The sequence below is a fragment of the Actinokineospora sp. NPDC051303 genome (assembly GCF_055586285.1).
The window spans coordinates 1-14,314 of the sequence record NZ_JBVJIN010000063.1 but is presented as its reverse complement, the minus strand read 5'-3'; the positions used below and the strand labels follow the sequence as shown (position 1 = coordinate 14,314).

Sequence of the window (14,314 nt, the reverse complement as noted above, 5' to 3'; positions counted from 1 at the left end):
GCGCCTGTGGATAACTCGCGATCTTGAGCGCGTTCGAGTGGTTGGCGGGGGTGCCTGCCGAGGTCTGGCGTCGCGGCACGGCTTCACCGCCCGCCCGACCTCAGGGGTGGGCGGGCGGTGAACCACACGCGCGGGTCAGGCCGCGACGATGCCCTGGGGGCCGGTGGCGCGCTGGCGCACCAGGCCGCCGCGTTCGCCGATCCAGGCCAGGGCTTGGTCGGCGTGGGAGCCGGAGACGCCCAGGAGGAAGCGGGCCACTGGGGTTTCGCCGATGCGGGTCAGGCCGCCGCCGACCACGGCGATGGTGGCGCCGAAGCGGGTGGTGGCCTCCGGGAGGAGGGCGCCGACGGCGGCGAAGCCCACGAGCACCACCTCCGCCAGGCGGTCGTGGCGGGCCTGGGCGGACTTGGGGGCGTCGATCGCGGGGAGCAGGGTCTGGGCGACCTGGCTGTCGGGGTCCTGCACCAGCGACAGCAGGTGGCCGCTCTCCTGGACGCGACCGCCGTCGAGAAGGGCCACGTCGTCGGCGATGCGGCGGACCACGCCCGCGTCGCCGGTGACCACCAGGACCGTGGAGCCCAGCTCGGCGCGGGCGCGGTCCAGGACGGTCAGGACGCCCGCCTCGGCGTCGGGGTCCAGGTCCTTGGTGGGGTCGTCGGCGAGGAGCAGGCCCGGGTCGCCGACCAGGGCGCGGGCCACCGCGACCCTGGCCTGCTGGCCGGGGGTGAGGGCGTCGGGGTAGAAGGCGGCCTTGTCGGTGAGGCCGATGAGGTCGAGCAGGGCGCCGACCTTCTCGCGGCGCTGCGGGCCGTCGACGCCCGCCTGCTCAAGGGGGAGGGCGATGTTGCCCGCGGCGGTGCGCTGCGGAAGCAGGTCGCCGTGGCGCACGACGCCGATGCGCCTGCGGGCGGCGCGGAGCCTGCGGGGGTCGAGGGCGGCGGTGTTGAAACCGTCGACCCTGATCACGCCGCTGTCGGGGCGTTCTTGGAGGGCGACGAGGCGGGCGAGGGTCGACTTGCCCGAGCCGGACGGGCCGACGACGCCGGTGATCGTGCCCGTGGGCACGTCCAACGTGACGTCCTCAAGCGCGACGACCGGGCCGGTGTCGCCCAGGAAGGACTTGCTCAGGTTCTCAACGGTGATCACGATCTACTCCAACGCGGCGCACGGCAGGCCGATAGGACGGCTTCGTCCACAAGGGACGATCCGGGACTGACGAACAGGGGGGTTAAGAAGACGTGTTGCTCGAAGTCAGCTTGCTACGCGCATCAGACGACATGCGGTGACGGATCGCTTGCACTGGTCGATGACCCGTCGGGTGGTGAGGATCCGCATCCGCTCTCACTCCTCCATCGTTCCTGGCGGTAGCACCTGCCCACGATGGGTGGTTGCTGCGGCGTCAACGAGCCAGGTCTCTCAGCCGCTCGGGATGGAATGCTTACAGAGTAGACCTGACCAAGCTGCTCAAAAGCAAGCGCGGACCCCGAAGATCGAGCCCGACGTTCCGCACATCACACATCAGGAGTAATGTTTGGGGGTTCGCTTACGCCAGGTGAGCAGCCGCTTGCGCGATTCGGACGAACTCCCCTACCGACAATTGCTCGCCCCGCTCCCCCGGGTCGACCCCGGCCGCGACGAGCACCGCCTCCGCCCGCGCCGCCGACCCGGCCCAGTCCGCCAGCGCGGCCCGCAGGGTCTTGCGCCGCTGCGCGAACGCGGCGTCGACAACGGCGAACACCGCCTGCCGGTCGGCCGCGGGAGACTCACGGCGGGTCATCGACACCAGCGCCGAATCGACGTTGGGCACCGGCCAGAAGACCGACCGGGAAATCGTGGCCACCCGGCGCGCTTCGGCGAACCAGGCGACCTTGACGCTGGGGATTCCGTAGACCTTGCCACCGGGCGCGGCGGCCATCCGGTCGGCCACCTCCGCTTGGACCATGACCAGCACCGTGCGCAGCGAAGGCAACTCGGCGAGCAAGTGCAGAACGACGGGGACGGCGACGTTGTAGGGCAGGTTCGCGACGAGTGCGGTCGGCTCGTTGAGTTCGCTGGCGGTGACGCGCATGGCGTCCGCGGTGACGACGGTGAGGCGGTCGGCTAGGTCGGGGGCGCGGTCTCGCACGGTCGCGGGGAGGCGGGCGGCTAGGACTGGGTCGATCTCCACTGCCACGACGTTGGCGCAGGCTGGGAGTAGGGCGAGGGTCAGGGAACCCAGACCTGGGCCTACTTCGAGCACGGTGTCGTCGGGCTGCAGGGCCGCGGCGGTGACGATTCGGCGGACTGTGTTGGGGTCGTGGACGAAGTTCTGGCCCAGCTTCTTGGTTGGGCGGACGTCCAACTCGGCGGCGAGCCTTCGCACGTCAGCAGGGCCAAGCAGCGCCGATCCAGTCACTGGCAGAGCGTACGGGGCGGGGGGTTTCGGAGGGGTTGGTGGGGTTGCTCTGGGTTCCTGGGGTGGCTGGGTTGGTGGGTTTGCTCGATGGGGTGGAGTGGTTTCTTTGGGGCCCCTACGAAGGAAGATCCCGTCGTGGGAAAGACGGGTGGGGAGCCTTCGGCCCCACGACCACGGCGAGTTTAGGGATCTTCCTTCACCCCCAAAGAAACCACTCCACCCCATCGAGCACCTGACAGGCTCGGGTGCGGCTTCGTGGGGGGCGGGTTCGCCGCTCGGTCTACCCCATCGAGCACTTCGCGGGCGTCGGTTCGGCTTCGTGGGGGGCTGGTTCGCTGTTGCTCGTTCCGCGCCATCGAGTGCCTGGCAGGGGTGGGTGTGGTTGGCAGGACGGCGGGTTCGCTGCCTCCGCGCCATCGAGAACCTGGCGAGCCCGGGTTCAGCCTGGCAGGAGAGCGGGTTTTCTGCTCCACCTCGTCAAGCACTGGGTGGGCCTGGACACTGCCTCGCGGGGGTGGTGGGCCGACGGGCAGGGGGCGGGCGCTCGGGTGTGCTGCCCCTTGCTATCGGGCACCTGACGGGGGCAAACCCGTTCCTGACAAGCACTCGGGCCAACCCCGGCAGGCTTGATAGGCGGGACGCGACCGCTCGGCCTGCCAGACCGGCGGTGCGCTCCCGGCCAGCAGGCCCCACAAGGAGCACCCGACAGCGCCAACCACCGACCTCAACGACCGCTTTCGCCGCCCCACGCCCCACAACAAAAACCCCACCCACCCTGGGGGCCGGGCCCTGCTCCAGTCTACCGGGGCAGGGTGACAATTCAGGTGAGAATGATCTTGCCTGTGGATAACTCGCGATCACTGGGCACGGTCGGGTGCTTGGGGGGCGAGCTTTGTGGTGGGGCCTGCGGTTCGGGGGTGGGTTAGCGGGGGAGGCCGAGTTTGCTGGAGCAGTGCGGCCAGGCGCTGTAACCGTCGCGGGCGTCGCGGACTTTGGTGGCGATGGCTATTTGTTGTTCGCGGGTGGCCTGGTGGGGGTAGGCGGCGTACTGGTCGCCGCCGTAGGCGTCCCAGGTGCTCTTGTTGAACTGGAGGCCGCCGTAGTAGCCGTTGCCGGTGTTGATGGCCCAGTTGCCGGTGGCCTCGCACTGGGCCAGACGGTCCCACACCGCGCCGTCGGAGATCAGGGGCTGGGGGGGCTGCTTGGTGCCGATCTTGACGATCCTGGGCAGGGGGGCGCGGGTTTCCTTGGAGCCGATTTCCTCGCGCTTGACGACCTTGCCGTTTTTCTCGGTGATGCGGTAGGTGGCGATGCGCTCGCCGGGGGTGCCGGGGTCGACTACCTGTTCCTTGCCCTTGGCCAGTTCCGGATCTTCGACGGTCTGGAGGGGGGGCTCGACCGGCTCGGCCTGGTTGATCACTGTCACGCCGGTGCGGCTGATGCGAATCTCGGCGCCGGTGGTGAGTTTCAGGTCGGCGCCGGGGAGGACCGCGTCCTGGGGGCCGAGGGCCAGGTTGTGCTCGTCCAGCAACTCCTGGACGGTGACCGCGGTGGTGGTCAGCTGGGTGGGGGCGTTGCCGCCGTCGAACAGGGTGACGTTCTTCGGGGTCTTGATCTCGACGGCCATGCCCTCCAGGGGCACCTGCGCGTCGTCGCCCGCGGAGATCCAGGCGCCCGCGACGGGGGCGTTGACCTGGCGGAGGGCCTCGCCGACGGTGGTGGCGCGGACCCAGTGGCCGCGCTGCTCGCCGTCGACGGTGAGCTGGAGTTGGCGGCCGCGCTGGAGGACGATCTTGCCGTCGTCGCCGATCTCGGCGGACGGGGAGGGGCTCAGCGAGTCGTGCTGGCCGACCTCGATGCCCTCTTCCTCAAGGATCTCGCCCACGGTGTCGGCGTAGGTGTTGACCTCGCGGGTGTGGCCGTCGACGTCGACGGTCACCGTGTTGTTCATCGCGATGGCCGCCGCGCCGCCGCCGGTCAGGGTGACCAGGACCGCGGCGATGGTGGCCTTGAGGAAGGTGGACTTCCAGCGCTTGACGGCGGTGATCAGGCCGGGCGCGGGCTTGTCGTCTTCGACCTTGAGCCGCTTCGGTCCGCTGACCTCGTCGGGCAGCGCGGGAAGCACGGGGAGAACAGTGGTCTCGGCGTTGATGAGCCGGATCAACTCGTCGACGTCGACGCCCGCGAAAGCCATGATCTCGTCGGCCTGCGGGCCGAGCGCGTGGCGGACGTCGTGGTCGGTGATGCTCAGCGACGCGGAGAAACCGGCGTCGTAGTCGTAGTCCGGGAACTCGGACCGCCAGGCCCGGAAGTCGTCGTCCAGGACGGCCGTGCCGGTCGCGGTGCCCGAGTTGACCGGGTTGAACCAGTCGGTGTCGGCGAAGCCGTCGTGCCGGGGGCGGTCGAGACCGCCGATCTGTTTACCGCTCACAGGGTCGATTCCTCCAGAAGGCGGAAATCCGCACCGCGGACGCCGTGGATTGGTCTCAGCCGCGCTGGGAACATCCACTCCTCCGTCCGCTTGGCGCGGTCTCGCGCTTTCGTGTGTTCCGACGACCCGCAGCCAGCCACCCCGACGTGTACTGACTTGCTCCGGGTTGACTCGGGGCATGATCCCCAAAGTCGTACGGTCACGGGACAGTAACGAGACGGCTGGGGTTGCGCAAACACATCCGGCGAACTCGTGAGTCCTGTCACACCACCAAGTCGCCTAATCCGCCACCCGTTCATCGCAATCGATCACCGCTCGAATGGTCGGATGTCACGGCCCGCAACCGAAACACCCGGTCGGCGGTGGCGGAGACATCGGCGGCGAACTCGGCGACGCCGACGCCGCGCAGGTCAGCGAGGTCTCGCACGGTGTAGGCCACGCAGTAGGGCTCGTTCGGCCTGCCGCGGAAGGGATGCGGTGTGAGATAGGGCGCATCGGTCTCCACGAGCAGCTGGCCCGGGGGAACGAACGCGGCGGCTTCGCGCAGCGGCGCGGCGTTGCGGAAGGTCACCGGGCCCGCGAAGGACAGGACATAACCGCGATCGACACACCTTCGGGCGAAATCGAGATCACCGGAAAAGCAGTGGAACACAACCGTTTCGGGTGACCCCTCTTCGGTGAGGATCTGGAGGATGTCGGCGTGCGCGTCCCGGTCGTGGATCATCAGCGGCTTGCCGACCCGCTTGGCCAGGTCGATGTGCCAGCGGAACGCGTCCTGCTGGGCGGCGGGCGGCGAGTAGTCCCAGTAGTAGTCGAGCCCGGTCTCGCCCACCGCGACGACGCGCGGCTGTCGCGCCAGGTCCTCGATGACGGCCTTGTCCGCGTCGGAGAACTCGGCGGTGCGCGTCGGGTGCACCGCGACCGCGGCGAACACCCGATCGTCCCAAGTGGACGCCTCGGCGGCCCAGCGCGCGGCGGCGAGGTCGTCGGCGACGGTGATCACCCGGTCGACGCCCGCCGCGTTCGCCCGGTCGAGCATTGTGGACACATCGGCGGAATCCTTGGCGCCGCAGGCGTCCAGGTGCGTGTGCGCGTCGACCACCGGCGCCGGAAGGCGTTCCGGCGCCGGTGGTCGCTCGCCTTTGCGCGGGGTCACTTCTCGATCGGCGCCCAGTCGGGGCCGGTCTCGCCCAGCTCGGCGTCGAGCTTGGCGAACAGCGGGGCGGGCTTGTCCAGCGGACGGCCCACCTCGATGTCGACCGACTCCCAGCGGGCCGCCTCGTCGGCGTAGTCGCCAGTCAGGATCGGGTAGCGGCGCGACGGCTCGTCCAGGTCGTCCACCTCGCGCAGCTCCGGCTGCGCCGCCCACACGCCCTTGCCGCCGAGCAGCTCGTGCACCTTCTGCGCCGAGTGCGGCAGGAACGGGGTGAGCAGCGTGTTCGCGTCCGAGACGACCTGCAGCGCGGTGTGCAGGATGGTGTCGCGGCGCTCCGGGTCGTCCTTGCGCTTCCAGGGCTCCTCGTCGGAGAGGTACTTGTTGGCCGCGCCGACGACCCGCATCGCCTCGCTCGCGGCGAGCTTGAACCGCGACCGGCGCAGGTTTTCCCCGACGGTGTCGAACGCGGCCCGCGCCAGCGCTTTGAGCTGTTCGTCGGCCGCGGTCGGCGCGGTCGGGCGCGGCACGGCTCCGACGTTCTTGTGCGCCATGGACACCGAGCGGTTGACCAGGTTGCCCCACTCGTTGGCCAGCTCGAAGTTGGTGCGGCGGACGAACTCGTCCCAGGTGAAGTCGGTGTCCTGGTTTTCCGGTCCCGCAACGGAAATGAAGTACCGCAGGGTGTCCGGGCCGAACTGCTTGAGGAAGTCCCGCACGTAGATCACGGTGCCGCGCGAGGTGGAGAACTTCGACCCGCTCATGGTCAGGAACTCGCTGGAGACGACTTCGGTGGGCAGGTTCAAAGTGCCGAAGGCCCCCGGCTGGCCGCCCTTGTCGCCCGCGCCGTTCTGGCCCAGCAGCAGCGACGGCCAGATCAGCGAGTGGAAGACGATGTTGTCCTTGCCCATGAAGTAGTAGGCCTGGGCAGGGTCGGTCCAGAACTCCTTCCAGGCGTCCGCGTCGCCGGTGCGCCGCGCCCACTCGACGCTGGCCGACAGGTAGCCGATGACCGCGTCGAACCAGACGTAGAACCGCTTCATCGGCGCGTCGCGCCAGCCGTCGAGCGGGACCGGGACGCCCCAGTCGAGGTCGCGGGTGATCGCCCGGGGGCGCATGTCGCCGAGCAGGTTCTGGCTGAACTTCAGGACGTTCGGCCGCCACTCGGTCTTGGTCGACAGCCAGGAGCCCATCGTCTCGGCGAACGCGGGCAAGTCGAGGAACAGGTGCTCGGTCTCGACGAACTTCGGCGTCTCGCCGTTGATCCGCGAGCGCGGGTTCTTCAGGTCGATCGGGTCGAGCTGGTTGCCGCAGTTGTCGCACTGGTCGCCGCGCGCGCCGTCGTAGCCGCAGATCGGGCAGGTGCCCTCGATGTAGCGGTCGGGCAGGGTGCGGCCGGTGGACGGGCTGATCGCGCCCATCTGGGTCTTGACCTGCACGTAGCCGTTGCGCCAGAGCGCCAGGAACAGGTCCTGCACCACCTGGTAGTGGTTGCCGGTGGTGGTGCGGGTGAACAGGTCGTAGGACAGGCCGAGGCCCTGGAGGTCTTCTGCGATCACCCGGTTGTACTTGTCGGCGAGCTCGCGAGTGGTCATCCCCTCCTTGTCGGCCTGCACCGAGATCGGCGTGCCGTGCTCGTCGGTTCCGCTCACCATCAGCACGCGGTGGCCGGACATGCGCAGGTAGCGGGAGAAGACGTCCGAAGGGACACCGAATCCGGAAACGTGACCGATGTGGCGGGGGCCGTTGGCGTATGGCCAGGCCACCGCGGTCAGCACGGGGGCACTCATGAGCGCTTAGCCTACGGACGTCACTTCGGACGGGCGCAGGAGGACAGGGATGTCGGCCACACGGCTGCTCGTGCTGGGCCTGGTGAGCTGGGCGGGCAAGGCGCACGGCTACCAGGTCCTCACCGAGCTGATGGGCTGGCGAGCCGACGAGTGGGCCCGGGTGAAGCCCGGGTCGATCTACCACGCGCTGCGCAAGGCGGCCGTCGACGGCCTGCTCACCGTGGAGGCCGTGGAACCGGGCGACAGCGGTCCGGCGCGCACGGATTACCGGATCACCGACGCGGGCCGCGCGGAGCTGACCCGCCTGGCGCGCGAAGGCCTGCGCCGGACCGGCGATCCGGCGATGCTCAACGCGGCGCTGGCGATGCTGCCGCTGCTGACCCGGGCGGACGCGATGGCGCTGGTGCGGGAGCGGGTCGAGGCGCTGGAGACGAGCCTGGGCGAGCTGCGGGCCTGGGGGGACAGCCCGGCGAAGGGCACTCCGGAGCATGTGCGTGAGCAGCGGTTTCTCTGGATCGGGCAGGTGGAGACCGAGCTTTCCTGGGCCAGGGGCCTGCTGGGGCGGCTGGGCGAGGGCGCTTACGAGATGGCCGGAGATCCCTGCGTTCGCGGTTGACTGATCCCGCTGCTCGGGTGCATCCTCTGTGCGGCAGTATTCAAACTTGAATAACGAGGGGGATGCATGATCGAGGCACGCGGCCTCGCCCGGACCTTCCGGGCGCGGGGTCGGACCGTCGAGGCGGTGCGGGGGGTGGACTTCGACGTCGCGGCCGGGGAGCTGGTGGGGTTCCTCGGGCCCAATGGCGCGGGCAAGACCACGACTCTGCGGATGCTCACCACCCTGCTCAAGCCAACGGCCGGCTCGGCGACCGTCGCGGGACGGGACCTTTCCGCCGACCCGGTGGGCGTTCGGCGTCGGATCGGCTACGTCGCCCAAGGGGGCGGTGGCACGGCGGAGGCGAAGGTCGGCGAGGAACTGGAGTTGCAGGGCCGGTTCTACGGACTGTCCAAATCGGACGCGCGCGCCCGCGCGGGCCTGCTCGCCGAGCGGCTTGACCTCGCCGGGCTCGACCAGCGGCTGGTCAAGACGCTCTCCGGTGGGCAGCGGCGCAGGCTGGACATCGCGCTGGGCCTGGTGCACGACCCGAAGCTGGTGTTTCTCGACGAGCCGACCGCCGCGCTCGACCCGCAGAGCCGGGCGAACCTGTGGCAGCACATCCGCGCGCTGCGCGCCGACCACGGCACGACCGTCTTCCTGACCACGCACTACCTAGAGGAAGCGGACTCGCTCTGCGACCGCATCCTGGTCATCGACAACGGCTCGATCGTCGCGGAAGGCACGCCAGCGGCGTTGAAGGCCAAGGTGTCCGGCGACCTCGTCGCGGTCGGGGTGGCCGCGCCCGACGTGGAGCGGACGACCGGGCTCGCCGCGGGCCTCGCCTCGGCGACGGAGGTGACGCGGCGGGCCGAGGCCGTCGAGTTCCGCGTGCCGCGCGGCGACCTCGCGCTGCCCGAACTGCTGCGCGCGCTCGACGCGGCGGGCATCGCCACGACCTCGCTCCAGGTGCAGCGGCCCACCCTGGACGACGTGTTCCTCACCCTCACCGGCCGCAGCCTGCGCGACGCCGAACTCGGCGCGCCCGACGCCACGGAGGCCGACCGTGCTGTTGCGTGACATCTGGCTGGTCTTCCGCCGCGACATGACCCTGGCGCTGCGCAACCCGACCTGGATCATGATCGGGCTGATGCAGCCCATGCTGTACCTGTTCTTCTTCGGGCCGCTGATGGAGGGCATCACCGCGAGCACGCCCGGCTTCCCGCCCGGCACGTCCTGGCAGATCCTCACCCCGGCCCTGATCGTGCAGACCGCGCTGTTCGGCAGCTCGTTCGTCGGCTTCGCGCTGCTCGCCGACCTGCGCATGGGCGTGGTGGAGCGGCTGCGGGTCACCCCGGTCAGCCGCCTCGCGCTGCTGCTGGGCCGGGTGCTGCGGGACGCGCTGCAGATCGTGGTGCAGGCGCTGCTGATCATCGCGGTCGCGTTCCTGGTGTTCGACCTCAACGCGTCGGTCGGCGCGGTCGTGCTGACGCTGGTGATCGTGGCGATGCTGGCGGTGACGCTGTCGTCGTGCTCGTACGCGTTGGCGCTGCGGCTCAAGAGCGAGGACGCGTTCCCGGCCGTGCTCAACTCGTTGCTGCTGCCGGTGTTGATGCTCTCGGGCATCTTCATCCCGATCACCCAGGGCCTCGCGCCGGGCTGGCTGTACGCGATCTCGCGGTGGAACCCGTTCACCCACGTCGTGGACGCGGAGCGGGCGACGTTCCGGGGCGATTTCACCGTGGACGCGCTGCTGACCGGATCGCTGGTGCTGTTCGTGATGACGGTGCTGGGATTGCTGTGGGGCGCGCGGACTTTCGCCAGGGAGAACGCGTGAGTCAGCCGGTCAGCTCCGAGCGCATGAGGTAGACGTTGTACGGGCTCCAGCGCGACATCGTGTAGTGGATGACCGGGCCGTCGGCCGACGCCGGGTGCAGGAAACCGCCGTACAGACCGGGATACCGGTCTCCGGTGGCGAGCGCCTGGCCGTCGGTCCACGGCCCGGTCAGGTTTTCCGCCGTGCGCAGGACGATCGCAGCGCGAGCCTCGTCCAGGTGCACGGCCAACCACTGTCCGAAGTAGACGTTGTAGAGCGCGGACAGCTCGCCCACCGGGCCGCGCATGACCGGGGTGGCCGCGAACTCGTCGCGGGGACGCCAGCGCGCGCCGGTCCAGTACTCGTACGCGCGCGGCTCCAGAATGTCGCTTGTGGACACTCGGGCCAGGCTGGCGTCACCCCAGCGGCCATTGGGGGTGCCGAGCAGGTGGAGATGGTCCTCGGCGCGGGCGAAGGCGGCCATCTGGAACGGGTGGTCGCGCTCGGCGCGGTTGATCCAGCGGGCGCGCCCCGGCTTGTCCCAGGTGTGGCCGCCGTCGCGGGAGACGGCGATGCCCGCGTAGTTGGTGACCCACTTGCCGCGCGCGCCCCAGTTCCGCACCGACATGTAGTGCAGGTAGTGCGTCCCGTCGATCGCGATGCCCGAGCACGGGATGACGGTCTCCTCGTCGCGGCGGGGGTCGCGGTCGAGGATCTGCCGGGCGGAGCCGTCGTCGCGGGCGATCACCGACTCGATGCGCAGGCCGCTGTCGAGGTCCCGGTCAGCGGCGACGGCCAGGACATTGCACCGCCAGTCGCCGCCCTCGCTGGGGCCAGCGCCCTCGCCGCACCAGCCCGCGCCGTACGTGTCGCCGAAGACGACGAACGTGCGGCCGTCGCCGTCGTCCCACATGACGCCGAGGTCGGTGGCGTGGATGCCGTAGCGCTCGGCGGTGCCGTTGGCCGACTCGCGCCCGGTGACCTGGGCGACGAGTTCGGTCCCGGCAACCCGAATCAAGCCCGGCTCACCGCGGCGTCGTAGAGGGTCTTCTTGCTGACCCCGGTCGCGGCGGCGACCTCGGCGGCGGCGTCCTTGAGCCGCACGCCCTCGGCGGCGAGCGCGCGGACCCGGGCGACCAGAGTGTCCAAATCGGCCGTGCGCGGCTCGGCGCCCGCGAGGACGACGGTGATCTCACCGCGCACCCCGTCGCGCGCCCACCGCGCCAACTCGCCGAGCGTGCCGCGTTTGATCTCCTCGTACGACTTGGTCAACTCCCGGCAGACCGCCGCGCGCCGGTCCGCGCCGAGCACCTCCACGGCGTCGTCCAGCAGGCTCTCGATGCGGTGGGTGGCCTCGAAGAACACCGCCGTGCGCGGCTCGTCGGCCAGCGCGGCCAGCCACTTGCGGCGCTCCCCCGACTTGCGCGGCGCGAACCCCTCGAAGCAGAACCGGTCGCAGGGCAGCCCGGACAGCGCCAGCGCCGTCGTCACCGCGGACGGGCCGGGCAGGCACGTGATCGGCAGGTCCGCCTCGACGCACGCGGCGACCAGGCGGTACCCCGGGTCGGACACGCTGGGCATCCCCGCGTCGGTGACCAGCAGAACCGTCTCACCGCCGCGAATCGCCTCGACCAGCCCCGGCGCGCGGCTGGTCTCCACGGCGTCGTAGAAGCTCACGATCCGCCCGGTGGGCTCGACCCCGAGCGCGGCGGCCAGGTTCCGGGTCCGCCGGGTGTCCTCGGCGGCGATCACCTCGGCCGATCCCAGGGTCGCGACCAGCCGCGCCGACGCGTCGCCCGGGTCGCCCAGCGGCGTCGCCGCCAGCACCAGCCGCCCGGTCATCCCGCCTGCTGGGCTTCGGCGCGGAGAACGGCCTGCGGTAGGTCTGTCTTACGCCAGTCAGGAAGGAACAAGACCAACTCGACAGTGCGGTCGACACCGCTCTCCCGCAACTGGTTAGCCACCCGCTTGGACAACCGGACCACCGGATTGGCCGACTCCACCCGCCCGGCCGAGAAGACCAGCTTGTCGCGCCCCGGGGCGACCGCCTTGACCTCCTGGAAGTCCGACCAGCGCAGCGTGATCCGCGCCCGCTGCCGGACCACCACCACTTCCTCGGGACCAAGGACCAGCCGCCACGCGCGCATGATCGACACCTGGACGGCGACAACCGCGACGGCCAGCACGGCGACGATCAGCGTCGCCTCGACACTCAGGGGACGCCCGATCGCCCACAGCAGCACCGGCGCGGAGGTGAATCCCACGACGGCGGGCACGGCCCTCATCGCCGCGTACGGCCAGCGGAGGCGGTAGGTCTGTTCCACCGGGCGAGGGTACCCAGGCCTTGGCGCGAGGTCAGCCCTGCCGCGCCTGGCTCAGGATCTCCGGCAGGTCCGACTTGCGCCAGTCGCGGAAGAACAAGACCAGGTCCACGGACTGGTCCGCGCCGGACTTGCGCAGTCGCGCCGTCACCTTCTTGGTGAGGGGCGTGAGCGGGTTGGCCGACTCGACGTCGCCGGTGGTGAACACCAAGCGGTCGCGGTTGCGGGCGACCGTCTTGACCTCCTGGAAGTCCGACCAGCGCAGGGTGATCAGCGCCTCCCGCCGCACGACGACGGTCTCCGGGCCGACGACCAGCTTCCAACGCCGCAGAAAAGTCCCCACGAACGCGCCCGGCACGACCGCGAACACGACGAACCCGGCGAGGTTGGCCTCATCGAAGCCGCCCTTGTACAGGTAGAACGCCCCGAGCAGCAGCACCAGGGTGAACACGGTGATCATGATCGCGTTCCCCAGCACATGGTTCCAGCGCATCGGGTAAGTCTTCTCCACCCGACAGAGGGTAAAGCGTCACCCGGTCCGGTCCGCCAGGTCGGCGATGAACCGCCCCGACTCCTCCTCGGACAGGGCGCGGTCGGCCACCCGGTCCCAGGCCGCGCGGTGCGTTGCCACGGCGGCCTCGTCATCGAGGAACAGGCTGTTCGTGCGGTGCTCGGTGTAGACCAGAGCCGGGTCGCGGTGGAACTCCATCAGCAGGAAGGCGCCGTCCAGACCCGGGTGCGCGCCCGCCGACAGCGGCACCACCCGCACCACCACGTGCGGCTTGCGGACCACCTCCAGCAGGTGCCGCAACTGGCCCGCGAGCACGCCGGGACCGCCCACCGGGACCCTCAACGCCATCTCACCCAGCAGGGCGTGCACCGTCGGCGGGCTGTCGCGGCTCAAGATGGCCTGCCGGGCCAGGCGGGCGGCGACCAGCGCGTCCAACTCGTCCTCGGAAAGCGGGGCGGGCGCGGTGTCGCGGAGAGCGGCGCGGGCGAAGTCGGCGGTTTGCAGCAGGCCGGGCACGAGCCAAGCGTGATTGCTGCGCAGGGCGACGGCCTTGGACTCCCAGTCGATCAGCGTCCGCCACTGCTCGGGCAGGCCGCGGCCGTGGACCTGCACCCAGTCCGGCTCGGCGGCGCGGCGCATCAGGTCCAGAATCTCCGCCTGCCTCGGCTCGGGCACCCGGTAGAGGCCGAGCATGGCCGTGACGTCGTTGACCCGCAGACCGCTGCTGCCGGTCTCCACGCGGCTTACCTTGGCCTGGGAAAGCCCCAGCTTCGCGCCGACCTGCCCGGTCGTGAGCCCGGCCTGCTTGCGCAGCCTGCGCAACTCACCCGCGACCTGCCGCGACCTGATGGTCGGCCGTCCAGGAGGCACGCGCACCCCCGTCCCATCGTGAGCACCTTGTGCGTCCCTTGGTACCGGGTCTGAGCTGGGCGAACAATCACACGATCAGTTGATCGACTTATCCAGCACCGAAAACCTCGGCGCCGACCGGAGCGCCCGACACGGACCGCACACCGGGCACCCTACGATCTCCCCCCGTGAGCGAGCGTGCGAGCGGACCATCGGCACAGTGCGAGGGCGCGCGAGGCCACCGAACCAGTGAGGTGGATCAATGAGTGTCCTGGTGGCTGACGAAAAGGCCGAAGGGGCGCCCACGCCCGAACCGGCCCCGGAGGGGGACTCGGCCCTCAGCAGGCTGACCGGCAAGCCCATGCCCGCCGACCGGGTGCGTGGGTGGTTGGTGACCGCGGTTGTGGGTGTGTTGGCCGGTGTGGTGCGGTTGTGGAATTTGGGGTGGCCGAC

Annotated in this window: 13 protein-coding genes, 1 pseudogene and 1 riboswitch; of the genes and pseudogenes, 4 read left to right on the top strand and 10 right to left on the bottom strand. The window is 70.3% G+C overall.

The genetic code is table 11. The features are described 5' to 3' along the window. Positions 1–135: 135 nt before the first annotated feature. The 5 genes from ACZ6SD_RS29310 to metG form a co-directional block, all read right to left on the bottom strand. The gene (locus tag ACZ6SD_RS29310; protein WP_465320248.1) at positions 136–1,146 is read right to left on the bottom strand and encodes a methionine ABC transporter ATP-binding protein; all 1,011 of its coding nucleotides are present in this window, start codon (positions 1,144–1,146) and stop codon (positions 136–138) included. A gap of 200 nt (positions 1,147–1,346) precedes the next feature. After that, positions 1,347–1,436: riboswitch (SAM riboswitch) on the bottom strand. 107 nt (positions 1,437–1,543) lie between these two features. Next, positions 1,544–2,395 (bottom strand): 16S rRNA (adenine(1518)-N(6)/adenine(1519)-N(6))-dimethyltransferase RsmA, encoded by an 852-nt coding sequence (rsmA, locus tag ACZ6SD_RS29305; RefSeq protein WP_465320247.1) that lies wholly within the window; start codon positions 2,393–2,395, stop codon positions 1,544–1,546. Positions 2,396–3,317: 922 nt separating this feature from the next. Further along, positions 3,318–4,826 carry a transglycosylase family protein gene (locus ACZ6SD_RS29300; RefSeq protein WP_465320246.1) on the bottom strand — a complete coding sequence of 503 codons (1,509 nt, stop codon included), beginning with the start codon at positions 4,824–4,826 and terminating at the stop codon, positions 3,318–3,320. Between the two features lie 295 nt (positions 4,827–5,121). Further along, positions 5,122–5,982 carry a TatD family hydrolase gene (locus ACZ6SD_RS29295; RefSeq protein WP_465320245.1) on the bottom strand — a complete coding sequence of 287 codons (861 nt, stop codon included), beginning with the start codon at positions 5,980–5,982 and terminating at the stop codon, positions 5,122–5,124. Beyond that, a complete protein-coding gene (gene metG, locus ACZ6SD_RS29290) occupies positions 5,979–7,769 on the bottom strand; it encodes a methionine--tRNA ligase (protein ID WP_465320244.1) in 1,791 nt (596 codons plus the stop codon). The genes ACZ6SD_RS29295 and metG overlap by 4 nt, the downstream gene beginning before the upstream one ends. A 49-nt stretch (positions 7,770–7,818) precedes the next feature. On the opposite strand from metG, the gene ACZ6SD_RS29285 reads away from it, so the two are divergent. The 3 genes from ACZ6SD_RS29285 to ACZ6SD_RS29275 all read left to right on the top strand — a co-directional run bounded on the left by ACZ6SD_RS29285 (position 7,819) and on the right by ACZ6SD_RS29275 (position 10,201). Then, positions 7,819–8,385 (top strand): PadR family transcriptional regulator, encoded by a 567-nt coding sequence (locus tag ACZ6SD_RS29285; protein WP_465320243.1) that lies wholly within the window; start codon positions 7,819–7,821, stop codon positions 8,383–8,385. A 66-nt stretch (positions 8,386–8,451) separates the two neighbouring features. Next, entirely contained in the window at positions 8,452–9,444 is a 993-nt protein-coding gene (locus ACZ6SD_RS29280; protein WP_465320242.1) for an ATP-binding cassette domain-containing protein, read from the top strand. Beyond that, a complete protein-coding gene (locus tag ACZ6SD_RS29275; RefSeq protein WP_465320261.1) occupies positions 9,434–10,201 on the top strand; it encodes an ABC transporter permease in 768 nt (255 codons plus the stop codon). Before ACZ6SD_RS29280 ends, ACZ6SD_RS29275 begins: the two co-directional genes overlap by 11 nt. A gap of 1 nt (position 10,202) precedes the next feature. Here the strand turns inward: ACZ6SD_RS29275 and ACZ6SD_RS29270 are convergent, their stop codons facing one another. From ACZ6SD_RS29270 to ACZ6SD_RS29250, 5 genes are read right to left on the bottom strand one after another with little or no spacing between them, the layout of a single operon-like run. Beyond that, positions 10,203–11,198, bottom strand: coding sequence for a DUF4185 domain-containing protein (locus ACZ6SD_RS29270; protein WP_465320241.1), 996 nt, complete (start codon positions 11,196–11,198; stop codon positions 10,203–10,205). Next, complete coding sequence (rsmI, locus tag ACZ6SD_RS29265) at positions 11,195–12,022, bottom strand: 16S rRNA (cytidine(1402)-2'-O)-methyltransferase (RefSeq protein ID WP_465320240.1); 828 nt, start codon at positions 12,020–12,022, stop codon at positions 11,195–11,197. Before rsmI ends, ACZ6SD_RS29270 begins: the two co-directional genes overlap by 4 nt. Beyond that, positions 12,019–12,504: a hypothetical protein gene (locus ACZ6SD_RS29260; protein ID WP_465320239.1), complete on the bottom strand. Its 486-nt coding sequence runs from the start codon at positions 12,502–12,504 to the stop codon at positions 12,019–12,021. The genes rsmI and ACZ6SD_RS29260 overlap by 4 nt, the downstream gene beginning before the upstream one ends. 31 nt (positions 12,505–12,535) lie before the next feature. Next, on the bottom strand, positions 12,536–13,012 hold the full coding sequence (locus ACZ6SD_RS29255) for a YrzE family protein (RefSeq protein ID WP_465320238.1): 477 nt from the start codon (positions 13,010–13,012) through the stop codon (positions 12,536–12,538). A gap of 18 nt (positions 13,013–13,030) precedes the next feature. Continuing rightward, positions 13,031–13,882 carry a helix-turn-helix domain-containing protein gene (locus ACZ6SD_RS29250; RefSeq protein ID WP_465320237.1) on the bottom strand — a complete coding sequence of 284 codons (852 nt, stop codon included), beginning with the start codon at positions 13,880–13,882 and terminating at the stop codon, positions 13,031–13,033. A gap of 241 nt (positions 13,883–14,123) precedes the next feature. On the opposite strand from ACZ6SD_RS29250, the pseudogene ACZ6SD_RS29245 reads away from it, so the two are divergent. Beyond that, positions 14,124–14,314: pseudogene (locus tag ACZ6SD_RS29245) on the top strand (dolichyl-phosphate-mannose--protein mannosyltransferase); the annotation flags it as partial.

Coding starts and splice junctions, on each gene's coding strand:
- metG (WP_465320244.1), bottom strand. CDS start 7,769: ATGAGTGCCCCCGTGCTGACCGCGGTGGCCTGGCCATACGCCAACGGC.
- ACZ6SD_RS29285 (WP_465320243.1), top strand. CDS start 7,819: ATGTCGGCCACACGGCTGCTCGTGCTGGGCCTGGTGAGCTGGGCGGGC.
- ACZ6SD_RS29280 (WP_465320242.1), top strand. CDS start 8,452: ATGATCGAGGCACGCGGCCTCGCCCGGACCTTCCGGGCGCGGGGTCGG.
- rsmI (WP_465320240.1), bottom strand. CDS start 12,022: ATGACCGGGCGGCTGGTGCTGGCGGCGACGCCGCTGGGCGACCCGGGC.